At 72.1% G+C, this 15846-nt stretch carries 11 protein-coding genes; 9 read left to right on the plus strand and 2 right to left on the minus strand.

Annotated elements, in window-relative coordinates:
* Positions 1-57: 57 nt before the first annotated feature.
* The 5 genes from OG470_RS07515 (at position 58) to OG470_RS07535 (ending at position 7952) form a co-directional block, all read left to right on the plus strand.
* Entirely contained in the window at positions 58-1845 is a 1788-nt protein-coding gene (locus tag OG470_RS07515) for an HSP90 family protein (RefSeq protein WP_328426199.1), read from the plus strand.
* 2 nt (positions 1846-1847) lie between these two features.
* Positions 1848-4760 carry a hypothetical protein gene (locus tag OG470_RS07520; protein ID WP_328422097.1) on the plus strand — a complete coding sequence of 971 codons (2913 nt, stop codon included), beginning with the start codon at positions 1848-1850 and terminating at the stop codon, positions 4758-4760.
* Between the two features lie 119 nt (positions 4761-4879).
* Positions 4880-5479 carry a TetR/AcrR family transcriptional regulator gene (locus tag OG470_RS07525; protein WP_328422099.1) on the plus strand — a complete coding sequence of 200 codons (600 nt, stop codon included), beginning with the start codon at positions 4880-4882 and terminating at the stop codon, positions 5477-5479.
* Positions 5480-5551: 72 nt separating this feature from the next.
* Positions 5552-6889: an acetyl-CoA carboxylase biotin carboxylase subunit gene (locus OG470_RS07530; RefSeq protein ID WP_328422101.1), complete on the plus strand. Its 1338-nt coding sequence runs from the start codon at positions 5552-5554 to the stop codon at positions 6887-6889.
* 142 nt (positions 6890-7031) lie between these two features.
* Positions 7032-7952: a hydroxymethylglutaryl-CoA lyase gene (locus OG470_RS07535; protein WP_328422103.1), complete on the plus strand. Its 921-nt coding sequence runs from the start codon at positions 7032-7034 to the stop codon at positions 7950-7952.
* A gap of 60 nt (positions 7953-8012) precedes the next feature.
* Here OG470_RS07535 and OG470_RS07540 read toward each other — a convergent pair whose 3' ends face one another.
* Complete coding sequence (locus tag OG470_RS07540) at positions 8013-8585, minus strand: snapalysin family zinc-dependent metalloprotease (protein WP_328422105.1); 573 nt, start codon at positions 8583-8585, stop codon at positions 8013-8015.
* 191 nt (positions 8586-8776) lie between these two features.
* On the opposite strand from OG470_RS07540, the gene OG470_RS07545 reads away from it, so the two are divergent.
* The 3 genes from OG470_RS07545 (at position 8777) to OG470_RS07555 (ending at position 14376) form a co-directional block, all read left to right on the plus strand.
* Positions 8777-10309, plus strand: coding sequence for an acyl-CoA carboxylase subunit beta (locus tag OG470_RS07545; protein ID WP_328422107.1), 1533 nt, complete (start codon positions 8777-8779; stop codon positions 10307-10309).
* Positions 10310-10390: 81 nt separating this feature from the next.
* The gene (locus OG470_RS07550) at positions 10391-11539 is read left to right on the plus strand and encodes an acyl-CoA dehydrogenase family protein (protein WP_328422109.1); all 1149 of its coding nucleotides are present in this window, start codon (positions 10391-10393) and stop codon (positions 11537-11539) included.
* 143 nt (positions 11540-11682) lie between these two features.
* A complete protein-coding gene (locus OG470_RS07555) occupies positions 11683-14376 on the plus strand; it encodes an ATP-binding protein (RefSeq protein WP_328422111.1) in 2694 nt (897 codons plus the stop codon).
* A gap of 251 nt (positions 14377-14627) precedes the next feature.
* On the opposite strand, the gene OG470_RS07560 is transcribed toward OG470_RS07555, so the two are convergent.
* Entirely contained in the window at positions 14628-15131 is a 504-nt protein-coding gene (locus OG470_RS07560; protein ID WP_328422112.1) for a MarR family winged helix-turn-helix transcriptional regulator, read from the minus strand.
* 98 nt (positions 15132-15229) lie between these two features.
* Here OG470_RS07560 and OG470_RS07565 point away from each other — a divergent pair, with 98 nt between their 5' ends.
* Positions 15230-15811, plus strand: coding sequence for a YceI family protein (locus tag OG470_RS07565; RefSeq protein ID WP_328422113.1), 582 nt, complete (start codon positions 15230-15232; stop codon positions 15809-15811).
* Positions 15812-15846 lie beyond the last annotated feature (35 nt).

Raw genomic sequence — 15846 nt, forward strand, 5'->3', positions numbered from 1 at the left:
TCGTCGGTGATCATCGGTACGGTGGGCGCCGGCATCCGGACCGGGGAGAACTCAGGCGTGGACCACACCTTCCAGGTCGACCTCCGTGGCGTGGTCGATCTGCTCAGTCATCACCTCTACGGCAGCCCGCGGGTCTACGTCCGCGAGCTGCTGCAGAACGCGGTGGACGCGATCACCGCCCGGCGTGCCGCCGAGCCGGACGCGCCCGCGCTGGTCCGCATCGAGCCGCCGGACATCACCGGCGACGGCACGCTGCGGGTGCACGACACCGGCATCGGCCTGACCGAGGCGCAGGTGCACGAGCTGCTGGCCACCATCGGCCGCAGCTCCAAGCGGGACGAGCTGGGCTTCTCCCGGCACGAGTTCCTCGGGCAGTTCGGCATCGGCCTGCTCTCCTGCTTCCTGGTGGCCGACGAGATCCAGGTGCTCACCCGGCACGGCGAGCACCCCACGGTCCGCTGGACCGGGTACGCCGACGGCCGCTACGCAGTGACGGTGGCGCCGCCGGAGGCCGCCCGCGCCGAGCCGGGCACCACCGTCACGCTGGTGCCCCGCCGCGACGCCGACCAGTGGCTCACCACGCCGACCGTCACCGACCTGGCCCGGCTCTTCGGGTCGCTGCTGCCGGTCACCGTCCGGGTCGGCGACGTGGTCACCACCACCGGCGAACCGCCGTGGCCGACCACGCCGGGAGCACCGGTCGACCGCGCGGCGCTGATCAGGTACGCCCGGGAGACGCTCGGCGTCGACCCGTTCGACGTGCTGCCGCTGGCCGTACCGGAGGCCGGGCTGACCGGTGTCGCTGTCATCCTGCCCACCCCGGTGAACCCGGCGGCCCGAGCCGGGCACCGGGTGTACCTCAAGCGGATGCTGCTCACCGAGAACGCCGACGGGCTGCTGCCGGACTGGGCGTTCTTCGCGCACTGCGTGGTGGACGCCAGCGAGCTGCGCCCCACCGCCAGCCGGGAGGCCCTCTACGAGGACACCCTGCTGACCGAGACCCGGGAGGCGCTCGGCGACCAGGTACGCGGCTGGCTGGTCCGGCTGGCGCGGCACGACCCGCACCGGTTGGCCGAGTTCCTCCAGGTGCACCACCTCGGCGTGAAGGCGCTGGCGCTGCACGACGACGAGATGCTCCGGCTGGTCGACCGGTGGTGGCCGATGGACAGCAACGTCGGCACGCTCACCCTCGCCGAGTTCCGGGAGCGCTACGGGGTGCTCCGCTACGCGGCGAGCCTCGACGAGTTCCGCCAGCTCGCCGCCGTTGCCGCCGCACAGGACCTGGCGGTGGTCAACGCCGGCTACACGTACGACACCGAGCTGATCGAGCGGCTGCCGGTGGTGGACCGCTCGGTGCTGATCGAGCGGCTGGAGCCGAGCGACCTCACCACCCGCTTCGAAGGCCTCGACCCGCACGTGGAGCTGGCGCTACGGCCGTTCCTCACCGCCGCGCAGCGAGCCGTCGAGCGCTCCGGCTGCGAGGTGGTCATCCGGGCGTACGACCCGGTCTCGCTGCCGGCGCTCTACCTGGTCAGCCGGTCCGCGGCGTTCAACGACCAGCTCGCGGCCAGCCGGGACCGGGCCGACGAGCTGTGGGGCGGGGTGCTCGACGCGCTCGCCGCCACCGCGCCGCCGGACCGCCCGCAGTTGGTGCTCAACCACCGCAACCCGCTGGTCCGCCGCGTCACCACGCTGACCGACCCGGAGCTGGTCGGGCTCGCCGTCGAGGCGCTGTACGGGCAGGCGTTGCTGCTCGGCCACCATCCGATCCGTGCGGCCGATGCCGCGCTGCTGAACGATTCCTTCCTCGGCCTGCTCGGCCGGGCCGTGCCGGGACAGGAGTGAGCATGGGCGACGAGGATCTGTGGCGGGTGCTGCGCGGCATCGGCGACATGCCGCACGGTGCGGGGCAGATCGCCGCGCTGGAGCAGCTGCTGCGTCGGGCGGACGCCTCCGACGACCGGCACCTCGCCTTCGCCACCCGAATGGAGGCCACCACCGGGTACATCTACGGCGGCGAGTCGGCGAAGTCCTTCGTGTCCTTCTCCTGGTGTCTGGCCGAGTTCGACCGGGACCCGCAGCCCTATCACCAGCGCCACATGCACCAGCTGCTCTGGCACTTCAAGTCCATGGTGTCCGGTCTGCTGAAGTTCCCGGAGGTGCCGCTGGACCGCACGTACGCGGTGCTGGACGACATGGAACGGCGCTATCGGGCTGGTGGGCACAGCCTGCAGGCCGTCCACAAGCACCGGTTCCGGGTCGCCTCCCACGTGGGCGACGCCGAGGCCGCCGCGCACTGGTACCGGCTCTGGCAGACCACCCCACGCGACGAGCTCTCCGACTGTGCCGGCTGTGACCCGACGAGCCAGGTGGCCTACCTCGCCGACGCCGGGCGGGACGCCGAGGCGGTGGCGCTGGCCGAGCCGGTGCTCGCCGGTCGGCTCACCTGCAGCGAGCAGCCGCAGGCGATCCTCACCGCGCTGCTCCTGCCGTACGTGCGTATCGGGCGGGGTGAGTCGGCGCGGGACGCGCACCGGGAGGCGTACCGACGGCTGCGCAGCAACCTCGCCGACCTGTGGGACATCGGCGACCACATCGAGTTCTGCACGCTGACCGGCAACGAGGCGCGGGCGGTGGAGCTGGTCGAGCGGCACCTGGACTGGTTGGACCGGCCGCCGTCGCCGGCTGCCGCGATGCACTTCGCGGCGACCGCTGCCGCCGCCCTGCGCCAGGCCGGTCGGGTCGGCGCGTCGTCCGTGTACCGACGGGCCGCCGAGGGCCAGCCGGCCGGGGAGGTGCCGGTGTCGGCGCTCGCCGACGAGTTGGCGGAGACCGCGACCGGGCTGGCCGCCCGCTTCGACGCCCGCAATGGCACCACCCACCAGTCGGAGTGGATCGCCCGGCGGATCGCCGTGCGGCCGGAGGGCGAGCACCTGCCGCTCTCCGCGAGCGTCCGTCGTCGCCCCGACCGCCCGACCCGCCCGGCTGGGGCCGAGCCGGCGGTCCCGCTCGACCAGGGTGCCGCACCGACCGTGGCCGACCGTGGCGGCCGGCCGCGGGCCGGTGCCAGCGAGCCGACGGTGACCCTGCCCGCCGGTGCCGGAGCGGACGAGCTGCTGGACCTCGCCGAGGAGAGTTGGGGCCGGCACGATCGGGCCACGTTCCGGGCGGCGCTGGTGGCCTACGACGACGGGTTCAGCGCCGCCGACCTGGCACCGCGCACGGTCGCCCACCGGATGGCGTTGCGGGCGGCCGAGCGTGGCGACCAGGACGACATCGACGGTGCGATCGAGATGAACCGGGCGGCACTGGACCTGTACCGGGAGGCGGCCGAGGAGTTGCCCGCCCAGGTGGTTGCCGGGCGGCTCGGCGTGCTGTTGACCCGGGCCGACGAGGGCGCCGAGGAAGGGCTGACGCTGGTCCTTGCGGCCGCCGAGGCGTTGGACCAGCTCGGCGACGCCCGGCAGCGGGCCGCCGGGCACGACCGGGTAGCGCTGGCGCTGCTGCATCGGGAACGGTGGGCGGACGCGCTCGCCGCGCTCGACCGGGCGCCAGCCGATGCGGGTGGCGACCGGCACCTGGCGGCCCGGATCGCGTTGCACCGGGCACACCTGTTGGAGCAGCTCGATCGCTTGACGGAGGCAGGCGCGGCCGCCGACGAGGCCCGCCGGATCGGCCGTGAGCTGGGCGTCGGCGAGCTGGTCACGGCAGGCTGCCTGACGTACGCCAGGACGGTGGACGACCCGGCCGACGCGGTGAGTGCCTGCGACGAGGCGTTGCGGGTGGCGCCGGCGGACGCGGAGCTGCCGGTCCGGGTCGCCCGGGCGCGCGCGCTGCTCGCCACCGGCCGGGCCGCCGATGCGGTGGACGACTTCGTCGAGGCGGTGACGCTCTGCGTGGAGCGGGGTGCGGAGGGGGACGCTTTCCTGCGCTGGGAGTTGGCGAACGCGTACCGGATGGTGGGCCGGCTCGGCGAGGCGGCCGAGGTCGCCGAGGAGGCTGTTCTCGGTCTGGACCGGCTCGGCGCCCAGGCGCAGGCGGACCGCTGCCGGCACATGCTGGCCGGTGTCTACGCCGGGCTCGGCGAGATCGATCCGGCGCTGGCCCTGCTGGAGCAGTTGGCCGGCAACCTGGACGGCCCGGACAACCTCCCGCTCCGCGCGCAGGTGCTGGAGGAGGCGGGCGGGATCCTCTACGACGCCAACCAGGACGCGGTGGCCGCCGAGCGGTTCGCCGCCGCCGCGACGGCGTACGGACTGGCCGACCTGCCGCTTGACGAGCTGCGGGCGCGCCGGCGGGAGGCGTACGCCTGGTTCTGGTCCTATGACATTCCGGAGGCGGTACGCGCCATCGAGGTGGTGGACGGGTTGGCGGCGACGTTGGCCGGGCAGCCGGAACAGTCGCCACCGGTGACGTACGAGCTGGCGATGGCGGCCGAGGCCGGAGCTCGGGTGCTGACCGAGGATGATCGACTGGACGACGCGCTGGACCGGCTCACCGGGGTGCCCGACCGGTTGCGGTCGATCGAGGCGTTCGGGGAGGCCACGCAGGTGGAGATTCTCGTCGGTGAGCTTTTGCTGCGTCTGGACCGTCCGGCCGAGGCGGAGCCGCTGCTGCGCCGGGTGCTCGGCGGGCTTCCGGCCGACTCCCGGCCGGTCCGCCAGACGGCCTGGCTGCTGGCCCGTGCGCTGGACCTGCTCGGTCGGCCTGAGGAGGCCACGGCGCTGCGGACGGAGCACAACGTCGACCCGGACGACTGACCCCGCCGGCGGGTCGCCCTTGCGAGCAGGTCGGGGAGGGGGCAACCGCACCGGAGGTGTGAGTAACCGAGCGGTAACCACCGCTCCACCGGAGGCAGATCGCGGTCTAGGCTTGCCCGGTGACGGTGGAGCAGCAGGCACGGGGTGCGGCGGGCGCGGGCCGGCGTCGGTCCCGCAAGGACGAGATCCTGGAGATCGCGGTCGGTCTGTTCGCCGCCCGCGGCTATCACGGTGTGTCGATGGACGACATCGGCGCGGCGGCGGGGGTCACCGGTCCGGCGCTCTACCACCACTTCGCCGGCAAGGAGGCGATGCTGGCCGCCGCGTTGATCCCGGTCAGCGACGGGCTGCTGGCCGGTGGGCGGGAGCGCGCCGCCGGGCACCCGGATGACCCGCGAGCTGCGCTGGAGTCGCTGATCGACTTTCACGTCGAGTTCGCGCTGGCCAACCCGGCGGTGATCGCGTTGCATCTGCACGAGCTGGACCGCCTGCCCGACGAGCCGCGGCGACGGATCCGCCGGCTGCAACGGCTCTACGTCGAGGAGTGGGTGACGGTGCTCACCGCGCTGCACCCCGGCATGCCCGACGGGGAGGCGCGGGTGCTGGCGCACGCCGCGTTCGGCCTGATGAACTCGACGCCGTTCCTCGGTGGCGAGGTGGACCGCCGACGCCGCGCCGAGCTGCTGCGCGACGCCACCCTGGCCGCGCTGCTCGCCTGAGCCGACTCGTCAGTAAGGCACCGGTCGTGGTTCCCTGACTACCGTCCCAACCCCTGGACGCTGGGAGGAAACATGATCGAGTCACTGCTGGTCGCCAATCGGGGCGAGATCGCCCGCCGGATCATCCGGACCGCCAAGCGGCTCGGTATTCGCGCGATCGCGGTGTACTCGGAGGCCGATGCCCACCTGCCGTTCGTCGCCGAGGCGGACGAGGCGGTCCTCATCGGTCCGCCGAACCCGGCGCAGAGCTACCGCAACACCGAGGCGATCCTCGCCGCCGCGAAGGCGACCGGTGCGCAGGCCATCCACCCCGGCTACGGCTTCCTGTCGGAGAACGCCGAGTTCGCCCGTACCGTCGAGTCGAGCGGTCTGATCTGGGTCGGTCCCGGCGCGGACGCGATCACCGCGATGGGCGACAAGATCAACGCTCGGAACCTGATGGCGGCGGCCGGCGTTCCGGTCGCGCCTGGCACCACCGACCCGGCCGCCGACCTGGACACGGCGGTGGCCGCCGCCAGCGAGATCGGTTACCCGGTGATGGTCAAGGCCGCCGCCGGTGGCGGCGGCATGGGCATGGGTGTGGCCGTCGACGAGGCCGCGCTGCGCACCGAGTACGACAAGGTGCGCGCGTTCGCCGAGCGGATGTTCGGCGATGGTTCGGTGCTGATCGAGCGGTACTTCCCCCGGGTGCGCCACGTCGAGGTGCAGATCCTCGGCCTGGCCGACGGCCGGGTGGTGGCCCTCGGCGAGCGGGAGTGCTCGGTGCAGCGGCGCAACCAGAAGCTGGTCGAGGAGTCTCCGTCCCCGGCGGTCTCGCCGGAGCTGCGTGAGCGTTTCCTGGCGGCCGCGGTGCGCGCCGGTGAGGCGGTCGGCTACCGCAACGCCGGTACGGTGGAATGCCTGCTCGAGCCGGAAACGAACGAGTTCTTCTTCCTGGAGATGAACACGCGGCTGCAGGTGGAGCACCCGGTGACCGAGTACGTCTACGGCGTCGACCTGGTCGAGGAGCAGTTGCGGGTGGCGTCGGGGCTGGCGCCGACCTTCGACCCGGACGCGCTGACCCCGCGCGGGCACGCCATCGAGATGCGGATCAACGCCGAGGACCCGAAGCGCTTCCTGCCCGGGCCGGGTGTGGTCCGGACCTGGGTGGAACCCGCCGGTGAAGGGGTCCGGGTGGACTCCGGCTACACCGAAGGCAACACCGTCACACCGTTCTACGACAGCCTGATGGCCAAGTTGATCGTCAGCGGCGACACCCGCGAGCAGGCGATCGCCCGCGCCCGCACGGCCGTGGCCGGCTTCCAGATCGAAGGCCCGAAGAACAACCTCCCCTTCTTCAAAGAGCTCCTGGAGAACGAGGAGTTCCTCTCCGGCGCCTACGACACCGGCATCGTCTCCCGCATGCGCTGACCCCCGACCCTGTTGATCAAGAGGTTTGCGTCAGGATCCCGGCCACGGATGACGCAAACCTCTTGATCAACGCCGGCGGTGGCGGGAGTGGCATGCTGGGGGAACTTCAGCACAGCACGACGTCACAGTGAGGTGACCCCTTATGGCGGACCTGCCGGATTTCGTCTCCATTCGCGAGGTTGGGCCACGGGACGGGCTGCAGAACGAGGACCCGATCCCGACCGACGCTAAGGTGCGCCTGCTCGACGCGCTCTCCGGCACCGGCGTACGCCGGATCGAGGCCGTGTCGTTCGTGCACCCGAAGGCGATCCCGCAGATGGCCGACGCCGACGAGTTGTGGCAGCGGGCGGTGCGGGCCGACGGGGTGCGCTACTCGGCTCTGGTGCCGAACACCCGGGGCGCCCAGCGGGCACTCGCCGCCGGGTTCACCGAGATCGAGGTGGTGGTCTCGGCCAGCGACACGCACAACCGACGCAACGTCAACCGGACCACGGACGAGTCACTGGACGACATCGCCGAGTTGATCGACCTGCTGCACGGAGCCTCCGCGCGGGTCGAGGTGATCGTGGCGACCAGCTTCGGCTGCCCGTACGAGGGGGACATCGACCCGGAGCGGGTGGCCGGCATCGTGGACCGGGTGGTCCGCGACGGCGCGGACCGGGTGGCGTTCGGTGACACCACCGGCATGGGCACTCCGCGCCGGGTCCGCGAACTGCTGACCGCGGTACGCGACCGCAACGCGAACGTGCCGGTGCTGCTGCACTTCCACAACACCAGGGGTACCGCGTTGGCCAACCTGCTGACCGCGCTGGAGTTGGGGGTGACCGAGTTCGACGCCAGCGTGGGCGGCCTGGGCGGCTGCCCGTACGCCCCGGGGGCCAGCGGCAACCTGGCCACCGAGGAGGCCGTGCACATGCTGCACGACATGGGCATCGACACCGGCATCGACCTGGCCGCCCTGATCGAGGCGGCCGAGTTGGCCGAGCACCTGCTGGGCAAGAAGCTCCCGTCCGGGGTGCTGCGCGCCGGCCCCCGTACCCGGTTGACGCCGATGCCGAGCTGACCGTTCAGGAACGCGGGGAGGGGCCGGCATCGTGCCGGCCCCTCCGTCGTGTCCGGTCGATCAGCCCACCGGGGTGAGCACGCTCGGCCAGCTGTCGCGGAAGATGTCCGCTCCGGCGCGGTCCGTGCTGCGCTCGGTGGCGAGGGTGCCGGCGAAGAGGTTGGTCACCCGGTTCGCCTCGGCGGTGCTCGGGTACGGGTTGGTGCAGCTGGTGCCGGCGCTGCCGCCGGACATCAGGAGCGAGCAGTTCCCGTTGTAGTTGTCCGGCAGGCCGAGGATGTGCCCGATCTCGTGGGTCATGATTCGCAGCACGCTGTACTGCGCGGCCTGCTGGGTGTCGATGTAGACCCGGCCGTTGCCGAGGCTGGTCCGGACGGCGTACGAGCCGCCGCCGGTGATCCGGTAGATCCGGAGGTTGGAGCCGCAGTTCGCCGAGAGCGTCAGGTTCGACGTGGCGTTGTTCCAGATCGAGGCGGCCTGGTTGGCGGTGCTGGCGTAGCTTCCCGCCTGGCTGGTGTTGTAGCAGATGGTCATGGCGGCGGACGCGGGCGACGGGTTGGCGACCGTGACGCCGAGGGTGGTGAGTGCCGTCGCGAGCAACGCGACCGCGAGCCGATTGAGTCGTGAGGTCATCGCTGACTCCAATCCGGGAGGAGGGGGTGTCAGGAGCCTAGCGACATACATCTATGTACTTCAATGCTTCTTTTGAAGGCGCGGCCGGGAGGTGGCCTCGCCCGCCGTCCGATCCGCCCAGCGGGTCGCCGAGCGTCGCACGGATGCGATAGCCTAACGATCGTTCAGTTCATTGCGGCGAGGGAGTCAGCGTGACGCTCGACGGTGAGGCGCTGGAGCAGCTCCGCAAGCGCGTGCGGGCCGGCGGCGCGGAGAAGTACCACGCGGCGAACGCCGCCAAGGGCAAGCTCTTCGCCCGGGAGCGGGTCGCGCTCCTGGTCGACGAGGGCTCCTTCGTCGAGGACGGCCTCTACGCCAACGCACTTGCCGACGGGCTGCCCGCCGACGGCGTGGTCACCGGCACCGCCACCATCGACGGCCGGCAGGTCTGCCTGATGGCCAACGACTCCACCGTCAAGGCCGGCAGTTGGGGCGCCCGCACCGTCGAGAAGATCATCCGGATCATCGAGCGGGCGTACGGCGCCAGCGTGCCGATGGTCTACCTGGTCGACTCGGCCGGCGCCCGGATCACCGACCAGGTCGACCTCTTCCCCGGCCGGCGCGGCGCCGGCAAGATCTTCTGGAACCAGGTTCGCGCTTCGGGCTCGATCCCGCAGGTGTGCGCGCTTTTCGGCCCGAGCGCCGCCGGTGGGGCGTACATCCCGGCGTTCTGCGACGTGGTGGCCATGGTCGAGGGCAACGCCAGCATGTACCTCGGCTCCGACCGGATGGTCGAGATGGTCACCGGCGAGAAGACCACCCTGGAGGCGATGGGCGGGGCAAAGGTGCACACCGCCGAGTCCGGCGTGGGGCACTTCCTCTGCCAGACCGAGGCCGACGCGCTCGACGTGGTGCGCCGCTACCTGTCGTACCTGCCAGCCAACTGGACCCAGGCGCCGCCGGCCGCCGAGGCGGTGGCCGCGCCCGCGAAGGCCGACCTGGCCGCGCTGGTGCCGGCCAGCGAGCGGCAGGCGTTCGACATGCGGCGGTACGTCAAGGGCCTGCTCGACGAGGGTTCCTTCTTCGAGATTCAGGCGCTCTGGGCCAAGGAGCTGACCATCGGCTTCGGCCGGCTGAACGGCGAGGTCGTCGGCGTGGTCGGCAACAACTCGATGTTCAAGGGCGGCGTGCTCTTCGTCGACTCGGCCGACAAGGCAACCCGGTTCGTGCAGCTCTGCGACGCGTTCAACGTGCCGCTGCTCTTCCTCAGCGACGTGCCCGGCTTCATGGTGGGCAGCGCCGTGGAGAAGCAGGGCATCATCCGGCACGGCGCGAAGATGATCACCGCGATCTCCGAGGCGACCGTGCCGAAGATCTGCGTGGTGGTCCGTAAGGCGTACGGCGCCGGCCTCTATGCGATGGCCGGGCCCGGGTTCGAGCCGGACGCCACCATCGCGCTGCCCAGCGCGAAGATCGCGGTGATGGGGGCCGAGGCCGCGGTGAACGCGGTCTACGCAAACAAGATCGCCGCCATCCCGGATGCGGACGAGCGGGCCGCCTTCGTGGCCGCGAAGCGCGCCGAGTACGAGCAGGACATCGACGTCGTCCGGCTCGCCAGCGAGCTGGTGGTGGACGCCATCGTCGAGCCGCAGGACCTGCGTACCGAGCTGGTGCGCCGGTTCGCCGCAGCGCGTACCAAGGATCGGCAGTTCTCCCGGCGCCGGCACGGCGTCACCCCGGTCTGACCCGACGACCGACCGAACGGCCACAGCGAACCGTCCCGGCGTCACGAGCGCCCGGCGGCCCCGTCCACACAGGAGGATGAGATGGACTTCCGGCTCACCGACGAACAAACGGCGCTGCGGGAGAGCGTGCGGGACTTCGCCCGCGAGGTGGTCGCACCGGTCATCGCCGAGCACTACGAGCAGCACACCTTCCCGTACGAGGTGATCCGGCAGATGGGCAAGATGGGCCTGTTCGGCCTGCCCTTCGGCGAGGAGCACGGCGGCATGGGCGGCGACTACTTCGCGCTCTGCCTCGCCCTGGAGGAGTTGGCCCGGGTCGACTCCAGCGTGGCGATCACGCTGGAGGCGGCGGTCTCGCTCGGCGTGATGCCGATCTACCGGTTCGGCACCGACGAGCAGCGCGCGACCTGGCTGCCGAAGCTGCTCAGCGGCGAGGCGCTGGCCGGTTTCGGGCTCACCGAGCCGGGCACCGGGTCGGACGCCGCCGGTACCCAGACGCGGGCGGTGCTGGACGGTGACCACTGGGTGATCAACGGCTCGAAGGCGTTCATCACCAACTCGGGCACCGACATCACGGCCCTGGTCACCGTCACGGCGGTGACCGGCACGAACCCGGACGGCTCGAAGGAGCTGTCGACCATCATCGTGCCCACCGGTACGCCGGGGTTCACCGTGGCGCCGGGCTATTCCAAGGTGGGCTGGACCGCCTCGGACACCCACGAGCTGACCTTCGACGACTGCCGGGTGCCGGCCGCCAACCTGCTCGGCGAGCGGGGCCGGGGCTTCGCCCAGTTCCTGCAGATTCTCGACGAGGGCCGGATCGCCATCGCCGCGCTGGCCGTCGGCCTCGCCCAGGGCTGCGTCGACGAGTCGATCAAATACGCCAAGGAGCGGCACGCCTTCGGCCGGCCGATCGGTGCCAACCAGGCGATCCAGTTCAAGATCGCCGACATGGAACTGAAGGCGCACACCGCCCGGCTGGCCTACTACGACGCCGCCGCCCGGATGCTGGCCGGCGATCCGTTCAAGCGGCAGGCCGCCATCGCCAAGCTGCACGCCAGCACGATCGCGGTGGACAACGCCCGGGAGGCGACCCAGATTCACGGCGGCTACGGCTTCATGAACGAGTACCCGGTGGCCCGGTTCTGGCGGGACTCCAAGATCCTGGAGATCGGCGAGGGCACCAGCGAGGTGCAGCGCATGATCATCGCGCGCGATCTGGGTCTCTGACCGGTCCCCGAGCCGGCCGGCGCCCGATCGGCCGGTCGCTTCGGGTAGGGGTGCCTGTTCGGCTGTCGGATATCGGCGAGGGGGCGTCGGCAGCCCGACGTTCGACTGCCGATGGTGGGAGTCGATCCGTACTCTTCGTGCCCATGACTCCCGATCATGATCGGTCGCGGAGCCCGGCGGGCCGTACCGGGCTGCCGGACCTGCTCCGTGGGCACCGGCGTACCGCCGGCCTGACCCAGGCCGAGCTGGCGTCCCGGGCCGGCGTGGGCGTGCGGACGGTGCGTGACCTGGAGCGTGGTCGGTCGGTCCGGCCGCAGCGCACCACGGTTGAGCTGCTCGCCGCAGCGTTGGACCTGACCGGCGCCACCCGGGCGATGTTCCTGGCCGCGGCCCGCAGCACCGCCAGCGGTGAGCCACCCCAGTCGGATGTCACCCCGGTGGCGCTCGCGATCACCGGCAGCACCGCGTCGACTGCCGAGCCCGCCGGATCCGGCCCGCAGGTCGCCCTTCCACCGCCGGTCGCGCTGATCGGCCGCGACCGCGATGTCACGGAGTTGGCCGGGATGCTGACCGCGGAGCGTGGTCCCCGGCTGGTGAGCCTGGTCGGGCTGGCCGGGGTCGGCAAGACCGCGCTCGCGCTCTCCGTGGCGCACGCGGCAGCCGGTGCCCACTCGGGCGGCGTGGCCGGGGTGCTGGTCGGCGAGGGCTCGGACGGACCGGATGTGCTCGCCGCCTCGATGGCCGTGCTCGGCGCGGCCCGGCTGCCGGAACTCGTCGCCCGGCTCGCCGGCCGGCCGGCGTTGTTGGTGATGGACGCGGTGGAGCGCGCACCGGGCCCGGTGGCCGAGACGCTGCACCGGCTGACCGGCGTGCTGCCCTCGCTGCGGGTGTTGGTCGCCGGGCGGCATCCGGTCGGGCTGCCCGGCGAGCGGGTCTGGCCGGTGGCGCCACTCGACGTGCCGCCGCCGGGCGCCGAGCGGCGTGGGCCGGCCACGCTCGGGTCGTGGCCGGCGGTCGCGCTGTTCACCGCCCGTCTGGCCCAGGTCCGTCGGGAGCCTCCCACCGCGGACGAACTGCCTGCTCTGGCCGCACTGGTCCGCCGGCTGGGCGGGCTGCCGCTGGCCATCGAGCTGATGGCCGCCCGGGGCAGGATCCTCGACCTCACCGAGCTGCTTGACCGGTACGGCGACCGGGTGCTCGACCTGGCGACCCCCGCCGACCCGGCGGTCCATCCCGGCTGGGACGGGCCCGACGCGACGGTCCGCCGCTCGGTCGGCGCGGACGACACCGGGGCAGTCGTGGCGGTGACCCTGCGGGACGCGGTGGAGACCAGCTACCGGCTGCTCGCGTCGGACGAGCGGGCCGCGCTGCGCAGGCTCGCCGTGTTCGGTAACCGCTGGTCGGTGGAGTTGGCCGAGGAGATGCTCGTCGACGAGGCCGACCGGGACGGCGCGGCGGCGATCGATCCCGTTTCGCTGTTGGACCGGCTCGTCGAACTCGGCCTGCTGAGCGTGCGCGGCACCGGGCCGTACCGGTTTCGGCTGCTTGACGCGGTACGCGACTTCGCCGCCGAGCAGGCGGCCGGCGGCGGCGAGCTGCCCTCCATCCGGCGTCGGCACGCGGTGGTGGTCGCTCGACTGGTGGCGCGGACCGCCACCGATCTGGTCGGTTCGCGGCTGCCCGAGGCGTTGCACCGGCTGGACGAGGTGACCAGCGACATCAGTTCGGCGCTGGCCCACGCCGCAACCGACGATCCGGTGACCGCGCTCCGTCTGGCGGCCTCCCTGACCCGCTGGTGGCGGTTTCGTGGCCGGGATGTCGCCGGCCGGCAGTGGCTGCGCCGGTTGTTGGCCGATCCGCGGACCGTCGACGCCGATCCCGTCCTGCGGGGCTGGGCCGCCCTCGGGGTGGCCCGGCTCGCTGCCGAGCACGGCGCGGGCGCCGACGAGCTGCCGACGGCGCGGGCCGCGTTGGACGCGTTCCGGCAGGCCGGCGACGTCAGTGGGGAGTTGGAGTCGCGGATCGTGCTGGGCGCGCTGCTGATCGGCGTTGGCCGGCGCGACGAGGCCCGCGAGCAGGCCGAGACGGTGCTCCGGCTGGCCGGCCGCAACGGCCGGATCCGGGACATGGCGGTGGCCCAGAACAGCCTCGCCTGGCACGAGATCCGGGTCGCCGACCTGGCTGCGGCGCACCGCCGGCTGGCCGCGGTGGACCGGCTCGCCGCCGAGTGCGGGGAACAGCGGCTGCGGGCGCTCTCCTGGGCCAACCGGGCCGAGGTCGTCCGCCTCGAGGGTCGGTACGCCGACGCGGTGGACCAGGGCCGACGGGCGGTGGCGGCGTTGTCCGAGCTGGGTGATCCGCGGCACCGCAGACGGGTGCTCGGCACGATCGGGTTGGCGCTCGCCCAGGACGGTCGCGGTGACGAGGCGGCCGAGGTGCTCACCGAGTTGCGCGCCGACGCCGCCGAGCTGGGAGTAGGCGTGCGGTCGCGGCCGCCAGCGGAGCGGGCCGGACCGCCGCGACCGCGTCTGCATGGTGCGGTGCCGGCCGGGGTCGGCCCGAAGGCGGCGATCTGTGCGTTGATCGAGGGAAACCTGGCGCTGCACCGGGGTGACCGGGAGTTGGCGGCCGAGTGGTTCGCCGCCGCCGCCGAGGTTGGTCAGGACCGGCGGGACGCGGTGGAGGCGCTGGTCGGGCTGGCCGCGAGCACTGCCGACGCGGCGATCCTCGACCAGCTCGACCGGGTCTGCCAGGAAAGTGGCATCCGCCTGCTGCCGCAGGAGTCGGAACTGCTCTACGCGCTGACCGCCACCCGGGGCGGGCCCGCCGAGCGGTAGTCGCGGCGGGTTGCCGGGTGGAGAGTGGCGCGGGCGAAAAGCCCCCTTTGTTGCTACCCCTCGCTGTTCGCCCGCGCCGTCACCCCCCGGTGAATCCCCGGTGGACGAAAGCCTGCCACCGCGATCGAGGCGGAAAGCCTGTTTCGGGCGGCATGTCGGGGTGGCAAGGTCAGTTCTGCCGGTCTTTCTGCCGGTAGCGCCGACACCGCTCCCGGTCGGTCGCCGACTGCCAAACGGGCGGCCGGCGACGGTCAGTGGGCAGCGCCGTCGACGGCGGCGATCTCCTGCTCGGTGCTGCCAGCGGTGGCTCCCGGATGCACGGCGTCACGGACCCGGCGCAGGCCGTCGAGCAGGGCCGCCAGAGCCTCGGGGTCGAGTTGCCCGGTGAACCACTGCTCGATGATCCGTAGGTGCCCGGGCAGCGTCTCATCCAGCCGCCGCATGCCAGCGGCGGTTACCACGGCGAACGAGCTGCGGCGGTCGGACGGGCAGGCCCGGCGGGTGAGCAGCCCGTCGCGTTCCATCCGGTCCACCACGCGGGTCACCCCGCTGGTGGACAGGGAGGTCTGCGCGGCGAGGTCCGACATCCGCAGTTGGTTGCCCGGTGAGCGGGCCAGTCGGGTGAGCACCTCGAACTCGACCACGGAGAGGCCCTGCTCGTCGAGTTGGGCAGCGAACCGGGCCGACAGACCGGCATGCACCTCGTAGAGCAGGCCGACGGCGGTGATCCGGGGGTCGTCGAAGACGTTGGTCACTCGTTCATCGTACCAGTACTTGACAGGGGGAATGTTGTTGCGGTTATATTTGCTCAAGCAGTCGTTGGGCTACTAAACATTCTCTGGAGGACATCAGCATGACCAGCAGCATCGATGCGGTTACCCGCGACTGGGACGGCCTCACCATCCCGACCCCCGGCACCTACGCGCTGGACGTCGCGCACAAGCGGGTCGGCTTCGTCGCTCGGCACATGATGGTCAGCAAGGTCCGTGGCGAGTTCAACGAGGCGACCGCCACCATCACCGTCGCCGAGGACCCGCTGCAGTCCTCGGTCGCTGCCACCATTCAGGGTGCCAGCATCGACACCACCCAGGCCGACCGGGACGCGCACCTGCGCAGCCCCGAGTTCCTGGATGTCGAGAACTTCCCGACCCTGGAGTACCGCAGCACCGGGGTCAAGTCCCGTCGTGGCAACGAGTTCGTGCTCTCCGGTGAGCTGACCATCAAGGGCGTCACCCGCCCGGTCGAGCTTGAGGTCGAGTTCGAGGGTGTCGGCCGCAGCCCGTTCGGCCAGGACATCTTCGGCTTCTCCGCGAGCACCGAGATCGACCGCGAGGAGTTCGGCCTGACCTGGAACGTCGCGCTGGAGACTGGCGGCGTGCTGGTCAGCAAGAAGATCAAGATCGAGATTGAGGGCGAGGCCATCCGCCAGGCCTGATCCTTCGGATCGCCGGTACGCCGGGCCCGCGCCGT

The sequence above is a fragment of the Micromonospora sp. NBC_00389 genome, from assembly GCF_036059255.1.
Lineage (GTDB): Bacteria > Actinomycetota > Actinomycetes > Mycobacteriales > Micromonosporaceae > Micromonospora.

Excerpts from the sequence above, each read along its gene's own strand:
- OG470_RS07520 (WP_328422097.1), top strand. The coding sequence starts at position 1,848 with ATGGGCGACGAGGATCTGTGGCGGGTGCTGCGCGGCATCGGCGACATG.
- OG470_RS07530 (WP_328422101.1), top strand. The coding sequence starts at position 5,552 with ATGATCGAGTCACTGCTGGTCGCCAATCGGGGCGAGATCGCCCGCCGG.
- OG470_RS07535 (WP_328422103.1), top strand. The coding sequence starts at position 7,032 with ATGGCGGACCTGCCGGATTTCGTCTCCATTCGCGAGGTTGGGCCACGG.
- OG470_RS07540 (WP_328422105.1), bottom strand. The coding sequence starts at position 8,585 with ATGACCTCACGACTCAATCGGCTCGCGGTCGCGTTGCTCGCGACGGCA.
- OG470_RS07550 (WP_328422109.1), top strand. The coding sequence starts at position 10,391 with ATGGACTTCCGGCTCACCGACGAACAAACGGCGCTGCGGGAGAGCGTG.
- OG470_RS07555 (WP_328422111.1), top strand. The coding sequence starts at position 11,683 with ATGACTCCCGATCATGATCGGTCGCGGAGCCCGGCGGGCCGTACCGGG.
- OG470_RS07565 (WP_328422113.1), top strand. The coding sequence starts at position 15,230 with ATGACCAGCAGCATCGATGCGGTTACCCGCGACTGGGACGGCCTCACC.